The organism is Jiella marina (genome assembly GCF_024359545.1).
Lineage (GTDB): Bacteria > Pseudomonadota > Alphaproteobacteria > Rhizobiales > Rhizobiaceae > Jiella.
This window is the reverse complement of the sequence record NZ_JAKQZG010000008.1, coordinates 151,436-171,816: the sequence shown is the minus strand read 5'-3', so window position 1 is coordinate 171,816 and position 20,381 is coordinate 151,436. Positions and strand designations below refer to the sequence as shown.

Sequence of the window (20,381 nt, the reverse complement as noted above, 5' to 3'; positions counted from 1 at the left end):
GTTGTCGACACCGGATGCGGCCGGCCTGAAGAAGGTTCCGCGTATCGGGCGAGGGCATCCGGTGTCATTCCTCCCCAATCGGATTGCGTTTCGAACGGCTCTCGGCGATCGCCAGCAGCCGGTTGACGGCGACCGTTTCCTCCAGATGCACCGCGATTTCGTCGAGGGCGCGCTCGACCGAGGCGCGGTACCCCTCCCCTCCCGCTTCGATCCCGAACCGTGTCAGAAAGCGGCGACGGTACGGGTCGGACGAGAACAGCCCGTGCAGATAGGTGCCGATGATCCGGCCGTCGGGCGAGGACGCACCATCCGGCGCACCATCGAGGACTGCAACCGGCTTTGCACAATCGGGCCCCGTCGTGCGTCCGAGATGGATTTCATAGCCTTCGAGGGGAAAGCCCTCCGGTGTTTCGGCCCGCGCCGCGCGAACCGTCTTTTCCGGCGCCAGGACGGTCTCGATATCGAGGAGGCCAAGCCCCTCTGCTTCCCGCTCAGGACCCTCGATCCCGTCCGGATCGCTGACCCGGCACCCGAGCATCTGATACCCGCCGCAAAGGCCGACCACGTGACCGCCGCGCTCCACATGGGCGGCAAGGTCGGCGTCCCAGCCATTGCGGCGCAGGGTGGCCAGATCGGCAATGGTCGATTTCGAGCCCGGCAGCACAACCAGGCCGGCGTCGCGCGGTAGGCGCTCGCCCGGCGGCACGAAGACGACCGCCACGTCCGGCTCCGCCTTGAGCGGGTCGAGATCGTCGAAATTCGCGATCCGCCCGATGATCGGAACTGCGACCTTGAGCTTCGGCGCCGGGGCGGATGTCGCCGCCAACCTTTCGAGTGCGACGGAATCCTCCGCCGGCAGGCGCGCGGCGGCGGCAAGATGGGGGATCACGCCGAAGCTTTCCCAAGAGGTGAAGCGGGTGATCGCCGCAAGTCCGTCGTCGAAGAGGGACACGTCGCCCCGGAACTTGTTGATCAGGAAGCCGGCGATCATCGCCCGGTCGGCCGGATCGAGGATCGTGTGGGTGCCGACCAGCGAAGCGATGACCCCTCCCCGGTCGATATCGCCGACGAGGCAGACGGGGACATCGGCGGCGCGCGCGAACCCCATATTGGCGATGTCGTTGGCTCTCAGATTGATCTCCGCCGGCGAGCCTGCGCCCTCGACGATGACGAGGTCGGCCTCATTCGACAGGCGCTCGAAGCCGCTCACTACCGCTTCGAGAAAGCCGGCCTTGAGGCGCTGGTAGTCCCGCCCCTTCGCAGCGCCGGCAACCCGTCCGTTGAGCACGATCTGGCTGCCGGTCTCGCTCTGCGGCTTGAGGAGCACCGGATTCATGTCCGTGGTCGGCGGGGTCCGGGCGGCGAGCGCCTGCAGCCATTGGGCACGGCCGATCTCACCGAAGTCGCCGGTGCCGGGAATCGCGGCGACGGCCGCGTTGTTCGACATGTTCTGCGGCTTGAATGGCCGCACGCGAAGGCCGCGATTGGCAAACAGCCGACAGAGCCCCGCGACGAGCACGCTCTTGCCGACGTCCGAGCCGGTACCCTGCAGCATGATCGCGGGCGTCTTCGCCATCGGGGCTCCTATTGCCACAGAAGCTTGAGCGCCAGCGCGAGACAGACGACGACCAGCAACGGACGGATGATCTTCGATCCGAAACGCATCGCCGTCATCGCGCCGAGCCGTGCGCCGATGAACTGGGCCACCCCCATCGCCAGGCCGATCTTCCAGAGTACCGCGCCAGCGAGCGCAAACACCGCGAAGCCGCCGAGATTGGAGGCAAAGTTCAACAGCTTCGTATGCGCCGTCGCCTTGAGGACACCGTAGCCCGCAAGCGTCACGAAGGCGAGCATGAAGAAGGAACCCGTGCCCGGCCCGAACAGCCCGTCATAGGCGCCGATCAACGGCACGAAGGTCAGGGTGAAGAGGAGCGGCGAGATGCGACGTTCCACGTCGACATCCGACAGGCCGGGCTTCAGGGCGAAGAAGATCGCGACGGCGATCAGCAGGAAGGGCAGCGCCGTCTCCAGGATCGCCGTCGGCACGATCTTCGCCGCGAGCGCCCCGAGCGCCGCGCCGCCGAACGACAGGAGCGCCGCGGGCAGTTGTGCCTTGAGGTCCATATGCCCCTTGGCGGCATAGGCGATCGTCGCCGAGCCCGAACCGAACAGCGACTGCACCTTGTTGGTCCCGAGCGCCGTCAGCGGCTCGACCCCCGCGATCAGGAGAGCCGGAATGGTAATGAGGCCACCGCCGCCGGCAACGGCGTCGATATAACCGGCCACGAACGCGGCGGCGACGAGAAAGAGGATGATTTCGACGGCCATGGAGCTTGGTTCTTGAGGGGTGCGGCACCGCTCTACCGCTTCGAAGCGCCGGCGGGAAGTGCGTCACCGCATGGGCGACGTCCGCGGTACGTCCACGCAACCCCGCTTGACCCGGCGGGCTCCCTTGGCTCATTCCTGAGCGCAAACAGAGCTTCGGCGGCCAAGACGTCCGAGGCCCAGGAATCACGGGAGACAGACCATGCCGATCTACGCGCTCGAAAACGATCAGCCGGAAATGGGCGACGGGGTCTTCGTCGCGCCGGGCGCCCATGTCATCGGCCGGGTGCGGCTCGGCGCCGGCGCAAGCGTCTGGTTCGGCGCGGTGATCCGCGGCGACAACGAATGGATCGAGATCGGCGAACTCACCAACATTCAGGACAATTCCGCGCTCCACAGCGACATGGGCTCGCCGCTGAAGATCGGGGCGGGCTGCACCATCGGCCACATGGCGATCGTCCATGGCTGCACCATCGAAGACAACGTCCTGATCGGCATGGGCGCGACGATCCTCAACGGCGCGAAGATCGGGAAGAACTCGATCGTCGGGGCGAACGCCCTCGTCACCGAAGGCAAGGAATTTCCGGAGAACTCGCTGATCGTCGGCGCGCCGGCCAAGGCGATCCGCACGCTCGACGCGGCAACGGCAGAGAAGCTCACCGAATCCGCCCGGCACTACAATCAGAACGGCCAGCGCTACGCCGCCGGCCTGAAGCTTCTCGCCGAATGAGCGCGGAGCCGCTTCCCTTGCGGTCAACGAGCCGGTAAGTCCATCGTCCCGACCTTGACCGGGGCCTGCAATCCACTTGGCCCCTCTCGCCTGGACGATCGCGATGCCGCCACTCTTCACCAAACTCGCCCGCTCGCTGCCCGCCACCGTCCCGTTCGTTGGCCCGGAAGCGCTCGAACGGCGCATGGGGATGCGCTTCAAGGCGCGGCTTGGCGCCAATGAGAGCGTCTTCGGCCCTTCGCCGAAGGTGATCGAGGCCATGAGCCGGGCGGCGGCGGAAAGCTGGGCCTATGGCGATCCCGAGCAGTACGAGCTGAAGCGCGCCATCGCCGAGCATCATGGGATCGGCATGGAGAACATCGCGATCGGCGAAGGGATCGATGGGCTGCTCGGCCATCTGGTTCATCTGGCGACAGATCCCGGCGATACGGTAGTGACCTCGCTCGGCGCCTATCCGACCTTCAACTATCATGTGGCGGGCCACGGCGCGCGGCTCGATTTCGTGCCCTATCGGGCGGCCGACGATCACGAGGATCCGGAGGCCCTGATCGCGCGAGCGCGTGAGACCCAGCCGAAGCTTCTGTACTTTGCCAATCCGGACAATCCGACCGGCACCTGGCACGAGGCCGCGACGATCGAGCGGCTGATCGACCAGACGCCGGAAGAGACGATCCTCATTCTGGACGAAGCCTACTGCGACTTGGCGCCGGCCACGGCGCTGCCGCCGATCACGCTGATGCGGCCGAACCTCCTGCGCTTTCGCACCTTTTCGAAGGCCTACGGGATGGCCGGGGTGCGCGTTGCCTATGTGGTCGGCGAAGCGGAATCGATCGCCCAGTTCGACAAGGTGCGCAATCATTTCGGCGTGTCGCGCATGGCCCAGGCCGGCGCGCTCGCGGCGCTTGCCGATCAAGCCTATCTCAAGGACGTCACGGCCCGGATCGTCTCGGCGCGGGACGAATTGTCGGCCATCGCGCGGAAAGCCGGCATGACGCCGCTAGCCTCAGCCACCAATTTTGTTGCCATCGATTGCGGCGGCGACGGAGACTATGCCCGAGCTCTGCTGCAGGCGGTGTTGAAACAGGGGGTGTTCATCCGAATGCCAGGCGTCGCGCCACTGGATCGCATGATCCGCGTCTCCGTCGGTCGGCCGGAGGATCTCACGCTCTTCGAGACGGCCCTGTTCACGGCGATCGAAGAGGTCGGCGAGCCTCAGCCTGCCTGAGACAGGCGACCAACCGCCTCAGTGACGCGTCAGCCATTCCCGCGCATTGCGCAGCGCTTGGCTGATCTCGGCCTTCGACATCTGCGCCGCGACATCCTGGCGGTGGAAAGCAGCCTCGGCCGCGCCCTTGCGGTCGGCGAGATTGAAGAACATGTGCGCGGCGACAAGGTCCGCCGTGCCATCGCGGCCGGCGGCGGCCCGCATACCGAGTTCCATGAGCAGCGTCCCGTCGACGAAGGCGGCGCCGTTGGCGGAAGCGGTTTCGAAAGCGGTGGTATCGATCTGTGCCATTTGTCTTCGCGTCCCTGTCGCGTTGTTGTTTCCCTATGGTCATGGAAGATGCAGACAAGTTTTGAAGACGCGATTAAAGTTTGCGCTTAATTTGAACTGAATCCCACACACCCTCCGCCTGCCCATCGGGAAGCCGCCTTGCTCAGGTGCTCGCCGCCGGGTTCACGCGCGCCTCACGCCAGTGTGTTACGCGGCACGGAGCCCTGGCTTGAACGACATGCGCACAACGCCCACTTCGTTTCCGAATTCCTGATCCGGGCCCCTCTGGCGAGAGCTGTCGGCACTCTCGCGATGTCGGATCTTCTTTCGGCATCGCAAGCCGGCAGGGAGGCTCTCGACCCATGGAATGGTCGTTTCTGTTTGCGCTTTGGCTTGGCACGCCGCTGTGGATGTGGCTCGTCTTCTTCGCCCTGGTGGTGGCGCTCCTCGCCTTCGACCTCGGCGTTCTCAACAAGGAAGATCATGAGATCGAAGTCGCCGAGAGCCTGAAGCTTTCGGGCTTCTACATCGGCCTCGGCCTTCTCTTCGGCGTCGCCGTCTGGTGGCTGAAGGGGGGCGAGCCGGCGATCAACTACTTCACCGGCTTTGTGGTCGAGAAGGCGCTGGCGATGGACAACGTCTTCGTCATCGCGATGATCTTCAGCTACTTCGCCGTCCCGCGCATGTATCAGCACCGGGTGCTGTTCTGGGGCATTCTCGGCGTGATCGTGCTACGCGCGATCATGATCGGCTTCGGCACGGCGCTGGTGACGAACTTTTCCTGGGTGCTCTACGTCTTCGCCGTCTTCCTGATCGCGACCGGCGTGAAGATGCTGGTCGTGGGCGATCAGGAAAAGCCGCTGTCAGAGAACATTCTCGTACGCTTCATGCGGCGGCACCTCAACGTCACCGACGAGCACCATGGCGAGCGCTTCTTCATCCGCCAGCCTCACCCGAAGACCGGGCGGCTCACGCTCTTCGTGACGCCCCTGTTCATGGCGCTGGTCATGATCGAGATCGCCGACGTGATCTTCGCGGTGGATTCCGTTCCGGCGATCTTCGCCATCACCACCGACCCGTTCATCGTCTACACATCGAACATCTTCGCGATCCTGGGGCTCCGGGTGCTCTATTTCGCGCTCGCGGCGATGATCCACCGCTTCGAGTATCTCAAGGTCGCGCTGTCCTTCGTGCTGATCTTCATCGGCGCCAAGATCTTCGCCGCCGATCTTTTCGGCCTCGATAAGATCCCGCCGCTCGTCTCGCTCGGCGTCACCTTCGCGATCCTCGCCGGCGGGGTGGTCTATAGCCTGTGGAAGACCAGCGGTGAGAAGCTCGAGGAGGGTCACTCCCGGTAATCGCCAAGGGTCGGCGGAGGATGGGGCGTGCGCATCGCCTGCGTCCACCGCCGGGGCCCGGAATGGCGAAACGCAATCGGCGGGACGGCATCCTCTTCGGTCGCCGCCCCGCCGATCGCTTTTTCTTCAGGTCGCTCTTTTCCATTAAGCGCCCAAACGTTCGGAACTCATGGGTTAGGGATTGAGCACCACCTTCACGCAGCCGTCTTCCTTGTCGCGGAACTTCTTGTAGAGGTCCGGACCGTCTTCCAGCGACCCGCGATGGGTGATCATGAAGCCGCTGTCGATCTCGCCTTCCTGCACCCGCCGCAGCAGATCGTCGGTCCATTTGTTCACATGGGTCTGGCCCATGCGGAAGGACAGCGACTTGTTCATCGCCGCGCCGAACGGGATCTTGTCGACGATGCCGCCATAGACGCCCGGCACCGAGATGGTGCCGCCCGGCCGGCAGACATAGATCATCTCGCGCAATACATGCGGACGATCGGTTTCCGCCATGACGGCCTGCTTGGCGCGGTCGAACATGTGCTCGGCGCCGTAGGGCGCGTGCGCCTCCATTCCGACGCAGTCGATGCACTTCTCCGGGCCTTTGCCGTCAGTGAGTTCGTTCAGCCGCTCGACGGTGCTCTCGACCTGGAAATTGATCGTGATCGCGCCCTTGTCGGCCGCAAGCTGCAGTCGTTCCGCGACCTCGTCGATGACGATGACCTGGCGCGCGCCCATGATCTTCGCCGCCTGCAGCGCGAAGAGGCCGACCGGCCCGGCGCCCCAGATCGCTACCGTATCGGTCGGCTCGATGTCGCAATTGGCCGCGCCCTGCCAGCCGGTCGGCAGGATGTCGCCGAGGAACAGAACCTCGTCGTCGGAAAGTCCGTTCGGGATCTTCACCGGCCCCACATCGGCATAGGGAACGCGCACATATTCTGCCTGGCCGCCGGAATAGCCGCCGGTGAGGTGCGTATAGCCGAAGAGGCCCGCACCGGCATGGCCGAACATCTTCCTCTGGACGTCGGCATTGCGGTTGGAGCGCTCGCAGACCGAGAAATTGCCGCGCTTGCACTGGTCGCATTCGCCGCAGACGATGGTGAAGGGCACGACGACCCGGTCGCCGACCTTGAGCTTGGAATTGTCGCGACCGACTTCCATGACCTCGCCCATGAACTCATGGCCGACAATGTCGCCGGATTCCATGCCGGGCATGAAGCCGTCATAAAAATGGAGGTCGGAACCGCATATCGCGCAGCTCGAAACCTTGATGATGGCGTCACGGCCCTGTTCGATCTGGGGATCCGGGACGCTTTCGCATCGCATGTCATGTTTGCCGTGCCAGGTGATCGCTTTCATCGGACGTCCCGTCATCTGCAGCGGGCGCGCTCCGCGCCCCGACTGCCGTTTTCTGGATATGCTGATGAAAGACCGGCTAGAGACGATCGTTCCCCGGCCGCAATCGGCAAAGTGCCTACCCGACTAAGGTCTTTCGTGAGCGCTGCATGGCCTGCCACTCCGGCGATGTGCGCCGACTGTCCGCACCAGCTTCTCGAAAACGACACCAACTGACAGCCACAAGACAGAATGATCAGAGCAGGCCGAAGGTCCCGAAAGCAGGAATCTTGACGCCCAGCCGGCGCGGATCGATGCCGGCGACGAGTCCCAGAAGATTGACCTCCAGCCCGCTCTTCCAGCCGATGGAAAGCCCCGCATAGCCGAACAGCGAGAGGTGAAGGTCCCGCCTGTCGGGATCGAGGAAGACGAGGTCACCGTCGGACGGATAGTTCCGACCCACCGAAACCGAGGGCAGCGCCACGTCGATCTCCGGCACGTGCCGCATCACATGGGCGACAAAGGTGTTGGAGTTCGGCCCCGGAAAGATGTGATAGCCGCCGCGCATGGCGAAGGGATAGGCGTCGATCGCTTCACGCACCTTAGGGATCAGACGTTCCGCCCGCTCGCCGAAGGCCGAAAACACCACCCGCGGCTCGTTGGAATACCACCGGCCATCGGCGTCGTAGCCATTGTGGCGGATGGGGCTGCCCCAGCCGACCTTGTCCCAGCGCTCGTACCGGGCGGCGCCCTTTTCCTTGGCGACGATCCAGGAGTGCTCCGCCACCGCCCCCTTCAGCCCGCCGGTGCGCGCCGACAGAATGTAGAACGCCGCGCGCTCGTCGGCGCCGGCCGCCGGCAGAAGCCCGGAGGACGACCAGTCGGCCGTGCGCCAGGAGGTGGCGTGGTCGGATGTGTACCAGAGCCCGGCCGAAAGCGCCGCCGGCACGAGGTAGACCACCAGGATGGCGACGAGGGCGAGTTTCAACATGCGCGTCATGGCCAGGATTTCGATGCTCCGTCTTCGCGACCGGCGGGATGGTGCCCAATCGCAACCAACGCCCTAGATGCCGCCCTCGGCAATAATCGGGCAAGAATGCTGCTCTCGGCAACAATTGCGCACAAGACGGGTCGGAACTCATGGAAAATCCCATCCTCGTGGAAGCCACGCGTGGTCCCCTGGTCGAAAGCGCCCATCGCGGCGCCTTCGCCCTGATCGATGGCGACGGGCGGATGGTGGCCAAGGCGGGCGACATCGACCGACCGGTTTTTCCACGATCGGCGATCAAGCTGATCCAGGCCCTGCCGCTGATCGAGACCGGCGCGGCCGCGCGCTTCGGGCTCGACGAGCATGATCTTGCGCTCGCCTGCGCCTCCCACTCCGGCGAACCCGCCCACGTGCACCGTGCCCGCGCGATGCTGGACAAGGCCGGCCTCGACGAGGGCGCGCTCGAATGTGGCTGCCACTGGCCGTTCGATCCCCAGGTCTCGCGCGACATGGTCACGAAGGGCGAGACGCCCAGCACGCTTCACAACAACTGCTCCGGCAAGCATGCGGGGTTCCTCCTGACCGCGGTTCATCGCGGCGAGGAGACCGCCGGCTATGTCGGCCCCAACCATCCGGGCCAGGTCCGCGTCAAGGCGACGATCGAAGAACTCCTCGGCCAAAGCCTCCATGTCGACGTCTGCGGCACCGACGGCTGCTCGATCCCGACCTATGCCGCCGCACTCCGGGCCTGGGCCACGGCCTTCGCCAAGCTCGCCTCAGGCAAGGGGATCGATCCGCAGCGCGCCGAAGCGGCCCAGTCGCTGATTTCTGCCTGCATGGCGGCGCCCTTCGAAATGTCCGGCACGAACCGGGCCTGCATGCGGCTGATGCAGGCCGCCCCGGGGCGCGTTCTGGTCAAGACCGGCGCGGAAGGCGTCTTCTGCGGGCTCCTGCCGGAACTCGGCATGGGCTTTGCCCTGAAGATCGACGACGGAGCGAGCCGGGCGAGCGATCTTCTCACCGCAGCCGTGCTTGCCAAGGCGCTGGAGAACGAAGACGCCGAACTGGCTTCGACCTACAAGCGCCTCGCCGAACGCCCGCTGGAGAACTGGCGCGGAACGCAGGTGGGCTCGCTGCGGGTCACGCTGCCGGAGGCCTGATGGCGAGATTCGGCTGATCTATTCCAGAGTCTGTTAGCGTTGCCCTCTATGGACGCGGTCGAGGAAGCTCGGGCCAACGGAATTTCAGATGTCACGACATCTCCGCCTGATCATACTCGGCCCGCAGGGCCGGGGATGACGAAGCGAGAGGGTGACCCCGAACACGAAATCCCGTCGATCCACCGAACCGCTCACCCGAGTCCCACGCGCCCGATCCATCAGCCAAGCAAACCGGTTCATCGCCAACTATAAAAAGACAGCACTTCTCCGAAATTGCTTGACGGATTCGCAGATCGGCGTAGTCTTTCTCCTGCAAACGGGAAGGAACTGGGAGGTCGCGATGGAACCACCCCAGCAGGTTGCCGCCTAGACAGCAGGATTTGTTGTACGGGATCTTGTTTAGCGGCGCGTCCGACTGGCAGCACTCGGGAGCGGCCTACGAGCCGCGGAAGCCGTGAAACAGGCTCGAACTTTCGCCGCTCCCCGGGTGGCACTTCAGCCATCTCATTTCTTTTTCAGATCGCCTCCCCGCTTCATGGCGGCTGGGGCGCAGATGCATATCTGCTCTGCTGAAAACGGTCCCCCTTGGAGCGCTTGATGTCGCGCCCGCAACCTGGGGCTTCAGCCGCTTTCGGTTGACACCGTATTTCCCGCCGATAATCTGACCTTACGCAACGCCGGCTTGCCGAACGTCTGGAAAGTTCTTCGCCGATCCAATCGGTCTGATCTTTCCACTCGTCAGGATGGCACGCCGGCCTTCTGCCGGTTCGGCCAAAGGCAAGGATCTTGTTGGCGGGAGACGACATGACGGGATCGAAGGCGCGAACATTCCTCGTTTCGCTGGCGGCATTGAGCCTCGCGGCACTCATGCCGGCGAGTGGTCAGGCGCAGCAATCCACCGAACGTCTGGAACCGATGGACCTCGGCGAATTCCTTGGGGAGACGCCGGAAAAGAAGCCGGCGGCGCTGGGCGACTGTCTGGCCGGTGAGGCCGAAGATTGCGGGCCCAAGGCCGCGCAGGCCTCGCGCTCGTTCAGCCGCACGGAACTCTGCGACCTCGACATCGTGGAGGGCTCGGAATGCCGGGTTGCGGCGACGAAGAAGCAGCCGCAGCTTCGGCCCGGCGAGCGCACCCGTCTCTTGATCGTCGAGGACGACGAGCCGGATACGGCCCCCCTGCCCTCGATCGATGTCGAAATCCTCTTCGCCTATGGCGCGGATGCGCCACTGCCCTCGTCGGGGCCCGAATTGCGGGCCTTGGCCGAAACCGTGTCCGACCCGCGCTTTGCCGAATCCCGCTTCGTCGTCATCGGCCATACCGACGCCGCCGGCAGCGACACCTACAACCAGGCGCTTTCTACCCGGCGCGCGGCGGCCGTCCGCGACCAGCTGATGCTCCTGACCGGGGCGGAGCACCAACGCTTTGTCGTGGCCGGGCGCGGCGAAAGTGATCTCAAGGATCCCGCCGATCCGCTGGCGGCGGAAAACCGCCGCGTGCAGATCGTTCTGTTGAGGTAATGCCGGCGCGCGGGTCCGGCGCCACCGCCGAGGCCCGCCGAAATCCGGGTTTGGACTGCTGATGATGGTGTTTCGTGTCGTCGCCCTCGCTCTCGCCGCTCTCATGGCGTTTCCGCCGGGAGCGGCCTTGGCGGACGACCGGGCGCTGCGCACGATCCTCGGCATTGGCGGACGGCTCCTTCAGAATGAGCTCCAGCGCCGGGACGGGCGGGACCGTGTGCTGCTCGGCCGGGTTCCGTCCCGCCGACAGGCGCCACGCGGCGACACCACCACGGCGGCGATCCAGCGGCAGCTCAATGCCCGCGGCTTCAAGGCCGGTGCCGTCGACGGCCTGGCCGGCGCCGGCACACGCGCCGCGATCCAGCGCTTCCAGGCCAGCCTCGGCCATCCGCGGACCGGCGTTCTGACCGACAGCGAAAGAGCGCAACTCCTGGGCTCGGGCGGTGGCAGCGACGTCGCGCGCGGCGAGGACACGCTCACCGAAGCCGAGATCCTCACCTATCAGAAGGCACTGAATTCCCTCGGCTTCGACGCCGGCGAGCCCGACGGCCAGCTCGGCCGAACCACCGGCCGCGCCATTGCCGCCTTCGTCCGAAGCCGCGGCCTCGACCCGGACGTCACCAAGGTCCGCGAAGCCTATCGGATGGCGATCGCGGCGGCGGCGGGCGGGGGGCCCTCCTCCCCTGACCCGGCTTCCGGCGACGATGCATCCGACGGTTCGCAGGTGGCGGTGGCGACGACCCGGCCGGACGCTTCGTCCGACTTGGCGGAGACCAGCGCCGGGCCGGCGACCGACGGCCGCTGGGAGCTTGCCAGCGACAAGACATGCGCCGAGCGCAGGGAGATCATCGACCGGCTCGGCCGCGAGATGCTGATGAATTTCGACCGGACGGAGCTGTCCGTCGGCGAAGAGCTGACGCTGTCTTGGGGTCGCGGCGTTTTCCCCGAGCGCGAACCGATTTTCCTCATGGCCTCCTTCTCCGAGCCCGTGCGGCTCGGCGGCAGCACCGGCTTCTACGGCCTCCTGCCGGAGGCGCGCGCGGCCTACGATATCGCCTGGGACAAGGAGCGGACACGCGCGGTCATCCCGCTCTTCGGCCGGGAAGCGCCAGCTTCGGGCACCATCACGGTCGCCCCGGTCTTCGCCCGAAACATGACGGTGAAATGGACCACCGTCGGCTATGATGGCTGCGCCGTCCATTTCGCCCCGGAGGGCGCAGGCGAATTCGCCGTGCGGGCGAAGACCGCCGGCAATCCGAAGATCGTCGTGAACGATCCGACCGATCTCGGCACGCCGACGGACATCATCACCTCACCGGACGGGACGAGGCAGATCGTCGTCTATGAAGACCGCTTCCGCCTCATCGACACGGCGACTGGCGCAGAGCTTCTGGAGCGGGCGGGGACGGATCCAGCATTCTCCCCGACGGGGCGGTTCGTGCTGTTAGACACGCAAGACAAGCGAGATCACAACGGCGACGATACAAGCATCATCAACGGTCTCTTGTTGCTGTCATCGCTGGACGGAAGCAAGGTCATATTCACCCAACATTGGTCGGCGGCGTGGCACAACGAAGAAAGCCTGCTCATCGCAAATTGGGGCGGATTCGGCCTGACAACAATCTACGACACGACGAGCGGCAGACAGATTGTATCAGACGCTTCGATGGCAGCGTGCCGGATCTGCGGATTTGAAATTGGCAAGGGCTTCAGCATAGACCTTGAGAACAACTATCTGATCCTTAGTGGTGAAAGCGGGTTTGGCAAAGATGCTACGGGAGGAACCCTATTTGCCAGCCTCTCAAACGCAGCACAGGTGCGCGGCAGTTCCTCCCGAATACGCGCTTATGCAAAAGCTCAAGCGGCTGTAACGAGCCGTGTCAATCTCGCTACAATTCGCGATCATTCGCCTGTGATCGACGCGCGTCCACGTCAAACAGAACGGACAACCAAGGGTGAAGATACACCCATTACGACTTCGATCGAAACTTCATCAGATTACCAAGTCGCCAACCTCCAAGCGCAAATTACAGACTGGCGTCCGAAAGCCAATGCTACCTCATATGCTCGCTCCGACGGCAGGGATCACAAGAAATTAACTGATCGCCTCAATAGTTTCTCGCTTTCTTTTGCGTCTTCACGATCCGTGGAATTTTTCGAAAGCAAGGATATCGACAAGGAACAAGTCACACTAAATCGACTCCCATCGGAAACGACGAAGGAGCAGACATCTATCACCACGGATGATATTATTTATCGGAATAAATCTATCAGAAGAAAGTTCACTGATAGGATAGCGAGCGAAACCGGCTTAGCGCAAGACATGTTTCGTGAGATGCGGGGTTGTGGGTCTTTCGAAGATCCACGCACAGGAAAGACAGATTATTCCAATAGCGACAACAAAACTTACATACCACTATTTTTCGATCGGTCTTGGCGATGGGTTGCAGGAGACGATATTTACTGGCTAACACATCGCGAGTGCGCCGACGGCTCCGCCGCCTTTCTTTATCCTATTACCCAGCTTCACAGTTCCCGAGGCGCTGGAGACTCTGCCGAAATATCTAGGGACTTAAAGGACGAAAGCACCAATATCGGCACCATCTGCCCGATGTCGCTCGACGCCTGCGCTTTCGACATTCGCGTCTTCGGTGACGACCTCGTCATCTGGTCGTCCGCCGCGAACGGAGTCGGCGTCTACGACATCGTCTCCAACACCATGCGCATGAAGCGCTTCGGCATTCCGCAGGGCGACATCATGGATGGCGCCTACATGCTGGAGGATCGCGAGCATCTTCTGGTGACCTTCAAGAACGGCCAGTTCCTGATCCTGCGCATGGCGGATGGCTCGATCGCGCTGAACGGCCGCTATGCCGACGATGAGATCGTTGTCTGGCTGCCGGACGGGCGCTTCGACGCCACGGCCGAGGGCGCGTCCTTTGTCGCTTTCCAGTTTCCTGGCCGGATTGGGGAATATTCCTTCCAGCAGTTCGACGCCAAGCTCAGGGTCGAAGGGCTCGTCGACAAGGTCCTGAGCGGCACGCTCGAAGAGCGGCCCATCGAGCTCTCCCCGCCGCCGGACCTGACGGCGACGATCGACTCCGAGGAACCGGACAGTGGTGACAGGATCGCGGTGACGGCCAAGGCTCGCGGGGTCGAGCCGCTCGCCCGGTTGCAGGTGTTCCAGGACGGGCTTCTGACCGACACCATTCCGCTCGAAAGGCGTGGCGAGGAGGCCGAAATCACCCGAACGGTCGATCGCCTTCCCGGCAGTCGCTGGATGTCGTTGCTCGCCACGGATCAGGCGTCGGTTGTCAGCCTGCCGATGGGCCGTGATCTCGGTCCGGACGCCGATGCCAAGCGACGCGTGCATGTCCTTTCGATCGGCATTGAGCGCTTCGCCGACGATGCGATCCCCCAACTCGACGGCCCGACGACCGACGCCGCGACCTTTGCTTCATCGCTTGAGCGATTGGCCGGTGCCACAGGAACCGATGTCGAGATCGCTTCGAAGACCCTGCTTCTCGACGAGGACGCCTCGGCGGAACGCATTCTGGCCGAGGCACAGCGCCTCGTCGACAGCGTGCCGAAGGGCGAGACCATCGCGATCTTCTATGCCGGACACGGTCTGCAGGCGCCGGATGGCGGCTATTACCTGGTGCCGAGCGCTGCAAAGCTTGACGCACTTCAGGACACCGCGCTTCCCTGGGCGAAGCTCGCGGCGATCGTCGGCGAGGCGAAGACCCGCGTCGCGGTCTTCATCGACGCTTGCCAGTCGGGCTTTGCCGGTTCGAACCTCTTCGCCACCAACGACGCGGCGGTCGGCTCGATCCTCGATGCCGCGCCGTCCGGCGTCGTCGTCTTCGCCGCCTCCAAGGGCCGGCAGGCGGCGGTCGAAAGCGACGAGGCAAAGGGCGGCTATTTCACCCGCGCCATTGAAGCGGCCCTCGTCGCCGACCGCGCGACGACCGACCGCAACGGTAATGGGGCGATCGAGATCTCCGAGCTCTACGGTGCGGTCAAGCGCGAGGTCGTCATGCGCACCCGCGGCGCCCAGACCCCCTGGATCGCGCGCAACCAGATGATCGGCGATTTCGCGCTGTTCTAGCCGCCGATCGGCTCTCGCGCCGGGTCGCACATCACACGCGACCTTATGCCGCCACCGCTCTGAAGCACCCTGCGGGGCAGGGCGTTCGGAGCACGCTTTGCCGCGCATTTGCGCCGCCACCATGTCCAACGTCCGTAGCCGCCTCTAATTGGATCGGTCCGCCGAAATGGCGGGCAAGACGAACGCGACAGAAGGCGCATGATGGCGAAAGAGGCGAAGCAGGGCTCGGGCCCGATCGTGGTGTGGCTGCGCAACGATCTGAGGCTCGACGACAATCCGGCGCTGGCGCACGCGGCCGAAACTGGCCGGCCGGTCGTCCCGCTCTTCGTCCTCGACGAGGACTCGCCGAACGTCCGGCCGCTCGGCGGTGCCCACAAATGGTGGCTGCACCATTCCCTGGAGAGTTTCGCCCGGAGCCTGCGTGGCCGCGGTTCGCAGTTGATCCTTCGGCGCGGCAAGGCAAAGGACCACGTGCTGGAGGTGATCGACAGGGTGGGCGCCACGGCCCTGTTTTTCAATCGTCGTTACGACCCGGCCTCCCGAAAGGTCGATGAGGACGTCGTCGAAGCGCTCGGCGACGAGGTTTCGGCGGAATGGTTCACCGGCAATCTCCTGCATGAGCCGGGGTCCGTCGAGACCAAGTCGGGCGGCTACTACAAGGTCTACACGCCCTTCTGGAAAAACCTATCCGAAACCGAGCCCCGCGATCCGATCGACGCCCCCAAGGGCTTCTCGCAACCAGACACCTTCCCGAAGTCCGACGAACTTGATGACTGGGAGCTCCTGCCGACCAAGCCGGACTGGGCCGGCGGCATCCGGGAGTTCTGGACGCCGGGTGAAGAGGCCGCCCACGAACGGCTCGACCATTTCTGCGACGAACTCCTCGCCGACTATCACAAGGGCCGCGAGCGCCCCTTCGCCGACGACACCTCGCGCATGTCGCCCTATCTCAGATGGGGCGAGATCTCCCCCTACCGGCTCTGGCACGAAGCCGCAGCCTACGCCGCACGGCGCAAGACGATTCCCGACGAAGCGTTGCGGACCTTTCACCAGGAACTGGTCTGGCGCGACTTCAACTATCACCTTCTTTTCAATTTCGGCCGTCTGGAGCGCGACAATTTCAATGACCGGTTCGACGGCTTTCCCTGGCGTCGCTCCTCCGAAGACCTCAAGGCATGGCAGAAGGGTCTGACCGGCTATCCGATCGTCGATGCCGGCATGCGTCAGCTCTGGCATCGCGGCTGGATGCACAACCGGGTGCGCATGATCGTCGGCTCGTTCCTCACCAAGGACCTGTTGATCCACTGGCGCGAAGGCGAGAGCTGGTTTTGGGACACGCTGGTCGATGGCGACATCGCGTCGAACACGGCGCAGTGGCAGTGGATCGGTGGGTCTGGCGCCGACGCCCAACCCTTCTTCCGCATCTTCAATCCGATCACCCAGAGCGAGAGATTCGATCCGAAGGGGGAATACATCCGCAACTTCGTTCCTGAGCTGCGCGATCTTCCGGCCAAGGCGATCCATGCTCCGTGGGAAGCCGATCAGAAGACGCTCGAAGAGGCGGGCGTCGCTCTCGGCGAGACCTATCCCAAACCGATCGTCGATCATGGCGAAGCGCGCGAACGGGCGCTCGCGGCCTATGACGAGGTCAAGGGCTGAGCGGCGCCTGCGTTGGGGCCGCAAGACCGGTCGTCGTGGCACGAGCACAAGGCCTGTGGTGCTCCACCACCGCCCCTGCGATGCCCTGAGACAGTGGCAATTTCGGCATAAGACGGACCGCCTAGTCTTGAAGATTATTGGAAGGAAACGAAGCACATCGGCTCTTCAGCTCTTCAAGACTTGTGAAAAAATTTACCTCTCCCGCCTATCCTTTCCGCTACCACCGAGCGCAAAGGGCCATGGCTTTCACCCTTCTGAAGAAGCATTGGGCAATCATCCTCGGCGTCATAGCGTTCATCGCGTTCGTGACCGTGAGCGTGCTTGCTCTGGGGAATGCCGCCGTCGGGAAGCTGGTCGATGCGGAGATGCGCAGCCGCGGCCAGAATTTTGCTGACCTGCTGATGGCCCCTGACGGCAATATCGACGCCTTCATGACCGGCATCGCCCGCGATCCGGACGCCGAGACGACCATGCGCCGGGTCGCCGATCTGGCGAATATCGACAGCTTTGCGATCTTCGACCGGGAGGGCAACGAACTCTTCCGTTCCCGGTCGGACCGCTACGAATGGCTGCTGCGGGACAGGCCCGGCGGCGTGACAACCGGCGACCGGCTGTCCCATTCGGTGATCTCGAAACCCGGCCACTGGCAGATTGTGTATGACGACGGCGAGACCAATCCCTCCGTCATCACGCCCCTGATCAGAAACGGCACGAAGATCGGCTTCGTTTCGGTGGTCGCCGACATGATCGCCGACCGCTATCACTACCAGACCACGCTCGCCCGCACGTCGGCCCTCGTCGTTCTGGTGCTTCTGTGCGCGACCGGCCTGCCCTTCCTGCTCTATCTCATGCGCAAGCGGAAGATCGCCGAAGCCGACGAACGGATCCGCTTCCTCGCCGATCACGACGCCCTGACCCACCTCCTGAACCGCCGGCGCATGCAGGAAGAGACCGACCAGATCCTGACAAAGGTCCGCGTCACGCGGGAGCGGCTTGCCTATCTCTACATCGACCTCGACGATCTGGCGGAAATCAACGACAGCTTCGGCCAGGCCTGCGGCGACGATCTGTTGCGCGTGGTTGCCGGCCGCCTGGCGGCGAGCCTTGGTCCCGGCGACCTTCTCGCCCGGATCGGGCCGGATGACTTCGCGATCCTTCATCGACGCGTCGGCCCGCTGGAAGACGTGGTCGCGCTGGCGCGCCGCCTTACCGAAGCCGTCGGCGAAACGGTCGAACTCAAGGGGCAGACCGTCACGCCGAAAATCTCCATCGGCTGCGCCATGGTCAGCGAACACGGCCGCACCCATTCCGAACTGGTGAAGCATGCGGAGATCGCGCACTTTCACCACAAGGGCGATCGGCAGGAGCCGCTGATCTTCTTCGAGCCTCGCATGGACGAGGAGATGCATCGCCGGCGCCAGATCGAGGCGCTCCTGCGCAAGGCCATCGAAAACGACGCATTCGAGCTGTTCTATCAGCCCCTCGTCAAAGGCGAAGATGGCAGCGTCGTCGGGTTCGAAGCGCTTCTGCGGCTGCGCGACCAGGACGGCGAGTATGTTTCACCGGCCGAATTCGTGCCGATCGCCGAGTCACGCGGCTATATCAAGACCATCGGCACCTGGGTGATCTACGAAGCGGCCCGGCAGATCTCCCAGTGGCCGGAACCGCTTTTCGTCTCGGTCAATCTCAGTGCGGTCCAGTTCGTCGACGGCGATCTGGTCGACATCATCCGCGACGCCCTCGCCAAGGCAGGCATCGACGGGCGGCGTCTGGAAGTCGAGGTGGTGGAGTCGCTGCTCCTCGAACGCTCCGGCACCATCTTGGACCAGCTCGTGGCGCTGAAGAAGCTCGGGATCTCCATCGACATGGACGATTTCGGCACGGGCTATTCCTCGCTCGGCTATCTGTGGCGCTTCCCCTTCGACAAACTGAAGATCGACCAGTCCTTCATGAAGGCGATGATCAACCGGGAGCGCAATGTCGACCAGATCATCGCCACCATCGTTTCCCTGGCTCACCACATGAAGATGAAGGTGACGACGGAAGGCGTCGAGACGGAGGAGCAGGTGGAGTTTCTGCGTTCGCTCGGCTGCGACCAGCTGCAGGGCTTTTATTTCGGCAAGCCGATGCCGGCGACGGAAGTTGCGGCCGAGATCCTGTCCCGATTCGATCCGCGCGCTCGAATTCCGGGGCGCAAGGTCGATCGGTCCGACATCAGGCAGAGAGCCTGATCTCCGAGCAAGTCGCCGGACCCGCTCACCGTGCGCGTATCAAGAATTCATTCACTGTGATCTTTCGTGAACACTCCTTCGACGAAACCGAATGGATTGCGAAGCATTTGGTTCGAAAAGGAAGGGATGCGTCATGAAAGTGTTAATCCTCGAAGACGAGCCGATCATCGCCTGGGACCTGGAAGACATCGTGCAGAACCATCTGTCTGCCGAGGTCATTCTTCTGTCGAGCCTAGAGGACGCTCTGGCCCACGCCAGGCAGGCTGATGGCGACGTCGACTTCGCACTTCTTGACGTGGAACTCGACAATGACGGCGAAACATCCATCCCGCTTGCCAAGCGGCTGATGGAACGTGGCGTACCGTTCTGCTTCGTTTCCGGAAGCACCGGCCGTATTCCGAGTGAGTTCCGCTCGGTGCCGCGGATCACCAAGCCGTTCCAGCCGCATCAGATCGAGAGCGTTCTGCCATTGGCGGCTTGACGGCGCGTAACGGTGCCGCGTCTTGAAGACCCGAAAACGGAGGTCTCGGCCTGGCATCGATCAGCGTCTTGGTCGGATCAGCCCTTCCTGTGCGACCGAGGCGATCAACGTTCCGTCGAGGCTGTAGAGCGAACCGCGTGTCAGCCCGCGTCCGCCCGAGGACGACGGGCTATCCTGCGTGTAAAGCATCCATTGCGACACATCGACCGGCCGGTGAAACCACATGGCGTGGTCGAGGCTCGCCGCCTGCACCCGCTCGTCGAAGACAGACAGGCCGTGCGCAAAAAGCGCGGTGTCGAGTAGCGTCATGTCCGACAGATAAGCCAGTACGGCGGTGTTGCGGGCGGGATCAGGCCCCACATCGCCGCGGCAGCGCACCCAGATATGCTGAAAGGGCTCGAGTTTCTCGTTGGAGAGATAATGGTCGAGCATGACGGGGCGGAACTCGATCGGGCGCGGCCGTTTCCAGTAGCGCTGGACCGCCGGCGGCGCATTCTTCAGGATGGTTTCTTCCAGCGCCTTGCCATGCGGCAGATCGTCCGGCTTGGGAATGTCAGGCATCTGCAGTTGGTGTTCGAAACCCGCCTCCTCCTTTTGAAACGACGCCGAAAGAGAGAAGATCGCCTGCCCATGCTGGAGGGCGACCACACGCCGGGTGGTGAACGACCCGCCATCGCGAATGCGATCGACCTCGTAGACGATCGGCACCGCCGGATCGCCGGGACGCATGAAATAGGCGTGCAGCGAGTGGCAGCCGCGCTCTTCGGGCACCGTCCGTGTCGCCGCCACCAGCGCCTGCGCGATCACCTGGCCGCCGAAGACCCGCTGCCAGCCATTGTCCGGACTGACACCGCGAAACAGATTTTCTTCCAGCTTCTCGAGGTCGAGAATCTCCAGAAGCCGTTGAACCACGTCGCTCATTCCTAAATGCTCCTTCCGGCCGTGAGACTTCGTATAGCGTGGCCGAATGGATCGCAAAGGCCTGCCGGTTTTCAGCCGGCAGCGGCG

At 63.8% G+C, this 20,381-nt stretch carries 16 protein-coding genes and 1 pseudogene; 10 read left to right on the top strand and 7 right to left on the bottom strand.

Going from position 1 to position 20,381, the window contains the following annotated elements; translation table 11 throughout:
- Nucleotides 1–64: 64 nt before the first annotated feature.
- Together MF134_RS15020 and MF134_RS15015 are read right to left on the bottom strand one after the other, a co-directional pair.
- Nucleotides 65–1,576, bottom strand: a complete 1,512-nt coding sequence (locus tag MF134_RS15020; protein WP_255340273.1) for a cobyric acid synthase — start codon at nt 1,574–1,576, stop codon at nt 65–67.
- A gap of 8 nt (nt 1,577–1,584) precedes the next feature.
- Complete coding sequence (locus MF134_RS15015; protein WP_255340272.1) at nt 1,585–2,328, bottom strand: TSUP family transporter; 744 nt, start codon at nt 2,326–2,328, stop codon at nt 1,585–1,587.
- Nucleotides 2,329–2,527: 199 nt separating this feature from the next.
- Here MF134_RS15015 and MF134_RS15010 point away from each other — a divergent pair, with 199 nt between their 5' ends.
- Both MF134_RS15010 and MF134_RS15005 read left to right on the top strand, forming a co-directional pair.
- Nucleotides 2,528–3,055, top strand: coding sequence for a gamma carbonic anhydrase family protein (locus MF134_RS15010; protein WP_255340271.1), 528 nt, complete (start codon nt 2,528–2,530; stop codon nt 3,053–3,055).
- A gap of 103 nt (nt 3,056–3,158) precedes the next feature.
- On the top strand, nt 3,159–4,280 hold the full coding sequence (locus MF134_RS15005; RefSeq protein WP_304363778.1) for a pyridoxal phosphate-dependent aminotransferase: 1,122 nt from the start codon (nt 3,159–3,161) through the stop codon (nt 4,278–4,280).
- Between the two features lie 18 nt (nt 4,281–4,298).
- On the opposite strand, the gene MF134_RS15000 is transcribed toward MF134_RS15005, so the two are convergent.
- Nucleotides 4,299–4,571 (bottom strand): hypothetical protein, encoded by a 273-nt coding sequence (locus MF134_RS15000; protein WP_255340270.1) that lies wholly within the window; start codon nt 4,569–4,571, stop codon nt 4,299–4,301.
- Nucleotides 4,572–4,912: 341 nt separating this feature from the next.
- Here MF134_RS15000 and MF134_RS14995 point away from each other — a divergent pair, with 341 nt between their 5' ends.
- A complete protein-coding gene (locus MF134_RS14995) occupies nt 4,913–5,908 on the top strand; it encodes a TerC family protein (RefSeq protein WP_255340269.1) in 996 nt (331 codons plus the stop codon).
- Nucleotides 5,909–6,082: 174 nt separating this feature from the next.
- Here MF134_RS14995 and MF134_RS14990 read toward each other — a convergent pair whose 3' ends face one another.
- Both MF134_RS14990 and MF134_RS14985 read right to left on the bottom strand, forming a co-directional pair.
- Entirely contained in the window at nt 6,083–7,252 is a 1,170-nt protein-coding gene (locus MF134_RS14990; protein WP_255340268.1) for a zinc-dependent alcohol dehydrogenase, read from the bottom strand.
- 232 nt (nt 7,253–7,484) lie between these two features.
- Nucleotides 7,485–8,228: a DUF3750 domain-containing protein gene (locus MF134_RS14985; RefSeq protein ID WP_457590002.1), complete on the bottom strand. Its 744-nt coding sequence runs from the start codon at nt 8,226–8,228 to the stop codon at nt 7,485–7,487.
- Between the two features lie 140 nt (nt 8,229–8,368).
- Between MF134_RS14985 and MF134_RS14980 the strand changes: the two genes are divergently transcribed.
- Together MF134_RS14980 and MF134_RS14975 are read left to right on the top strand one after the other, a co-directional pair.
- The gene (locus tag MF134_RS14980) at nt 8,369–9,376 is read left to right on the top strand and encodes an asparaginase (protein WP_255340267.1); all 1,008 of its coding nucleotides are present in this window, start codon (nt 8,369–8,371) and stop codon (nt 9,374–9,376) included.
- An 804-nt stretch (nt 9,377–10,180) separates the two neighbouring features.
- Nucleotides 10,181–10,894, top strand: a complete 714-nt coding sequence (locus MF134_RS14975; RefSeq protein WP_255340266.1) for an OmpA family protein — start codon at nt 10,181–10,183, stop codon at nt 10,892–10,894.
- On the opposite strand, the gene MF134_RS14970 is transcribed toward MF134_RS14975, so the two are convergent.
- Nucleotides 10,830–11,282, bottom strand: coding sequence for a hypothetical protein (locus MF134_RS14970; RefSeq protein ID WP_255340265.1), 453 nt, complete (start codon nt 11,280–11,282; stop codon nt 10,830–10,832). The two genes, MF134_RS14975 and MF134_RS14970, sit on opposite strands and share 65 nt — an antisense overlap.
- Here MF134_RS14970 and MF134_RS24050 point away from each other — a divergent pair.
- The 5 genes and pseudogenes from MF134_RS24050 to MF134_RS14950 form a co-directional block, all read left to right on the top strand.
- Nucleotides 11,175–11,498: pseudogene (locus tag MF134_RS24050) on the top strand (peptidoglycan-binding domain-containing protein); the annotation flags it as partial. The gene MF134_RS14970 and the pseudogene MF134_RS24050 overlap by 108 nt on opposite strands.
- Before the next feature lie 39 nt (nt 11,499–11,537).
- Nucleotides 11,538–15,002 carry a caspase family protein gene (locus MF134_RS14965; protein WP_255340264.1) on the top strand — a complete coding sequence of 1,155 codons (3,465 nt, stop codon included), beginning with the start codon at nt 11,538–11,540 and terminating at the stop codon, nt 15,000–15,002.
- Between the two features lie 198 nt (nt 15,003–15,200).
- Nucleotides 15,201–16,661 carry a cryptochrome/photolyase family protein gene (locus tag MF134_RS14960; RefSeq protein ID WP_457590001.1) on the top strand — a complete coding sequence of 487 codons (1,461 nt, stop codon included), beginning with the start codon at nt 15,201–15,203 and terminating at the stop codon, nt 16,659–16,661.
- Nucleotides 16,662–16,900: 239 nt separating this feature from the next.
- Nucleotides 16,901–18,892: a putative bifunctional diguanylate cyclase/phosphodiesterase gene (locus tag MF134_RS14955; RefSeq protein ID WP_255340263.1), complete on the top strand. Its 1,992-nt coding sequence runs from the start codon at nt 16,901–16,903 to the stop codon at nt 18,890–18,892.
- Nucleotides 18,893–19,025: 133 nt separating this feature from the next.
- Nucleotides 19,026–19,373, top strand: a complete 348-nt coding sequence (locus MF134_RS14950; RefSeq protein ID WP_255340262.1) for a response regulator — start codon at nt 19,026–19,028, stop codon at nt 19,371–19,373.
- 60 nt (nt 19,374–19,433) lie between these two features.
- Here MF134_RS14950 and tesB read toward each other — a convergent pair whose 3' ends face one another.
- Nucleotides 19,434–20,294, bottom strand: coding sequence for an acyl-CoA thioesterase II (gene tesB / locus MF134_RS14945; RefSeq protein WP_255340261.1), 861 nt, complete (start codon nt 20,292–20,294; stop codon nt 19,434–19,436).
- Nucleotides 20,295–20,381 lie beyond the last annotated feature (87 nt).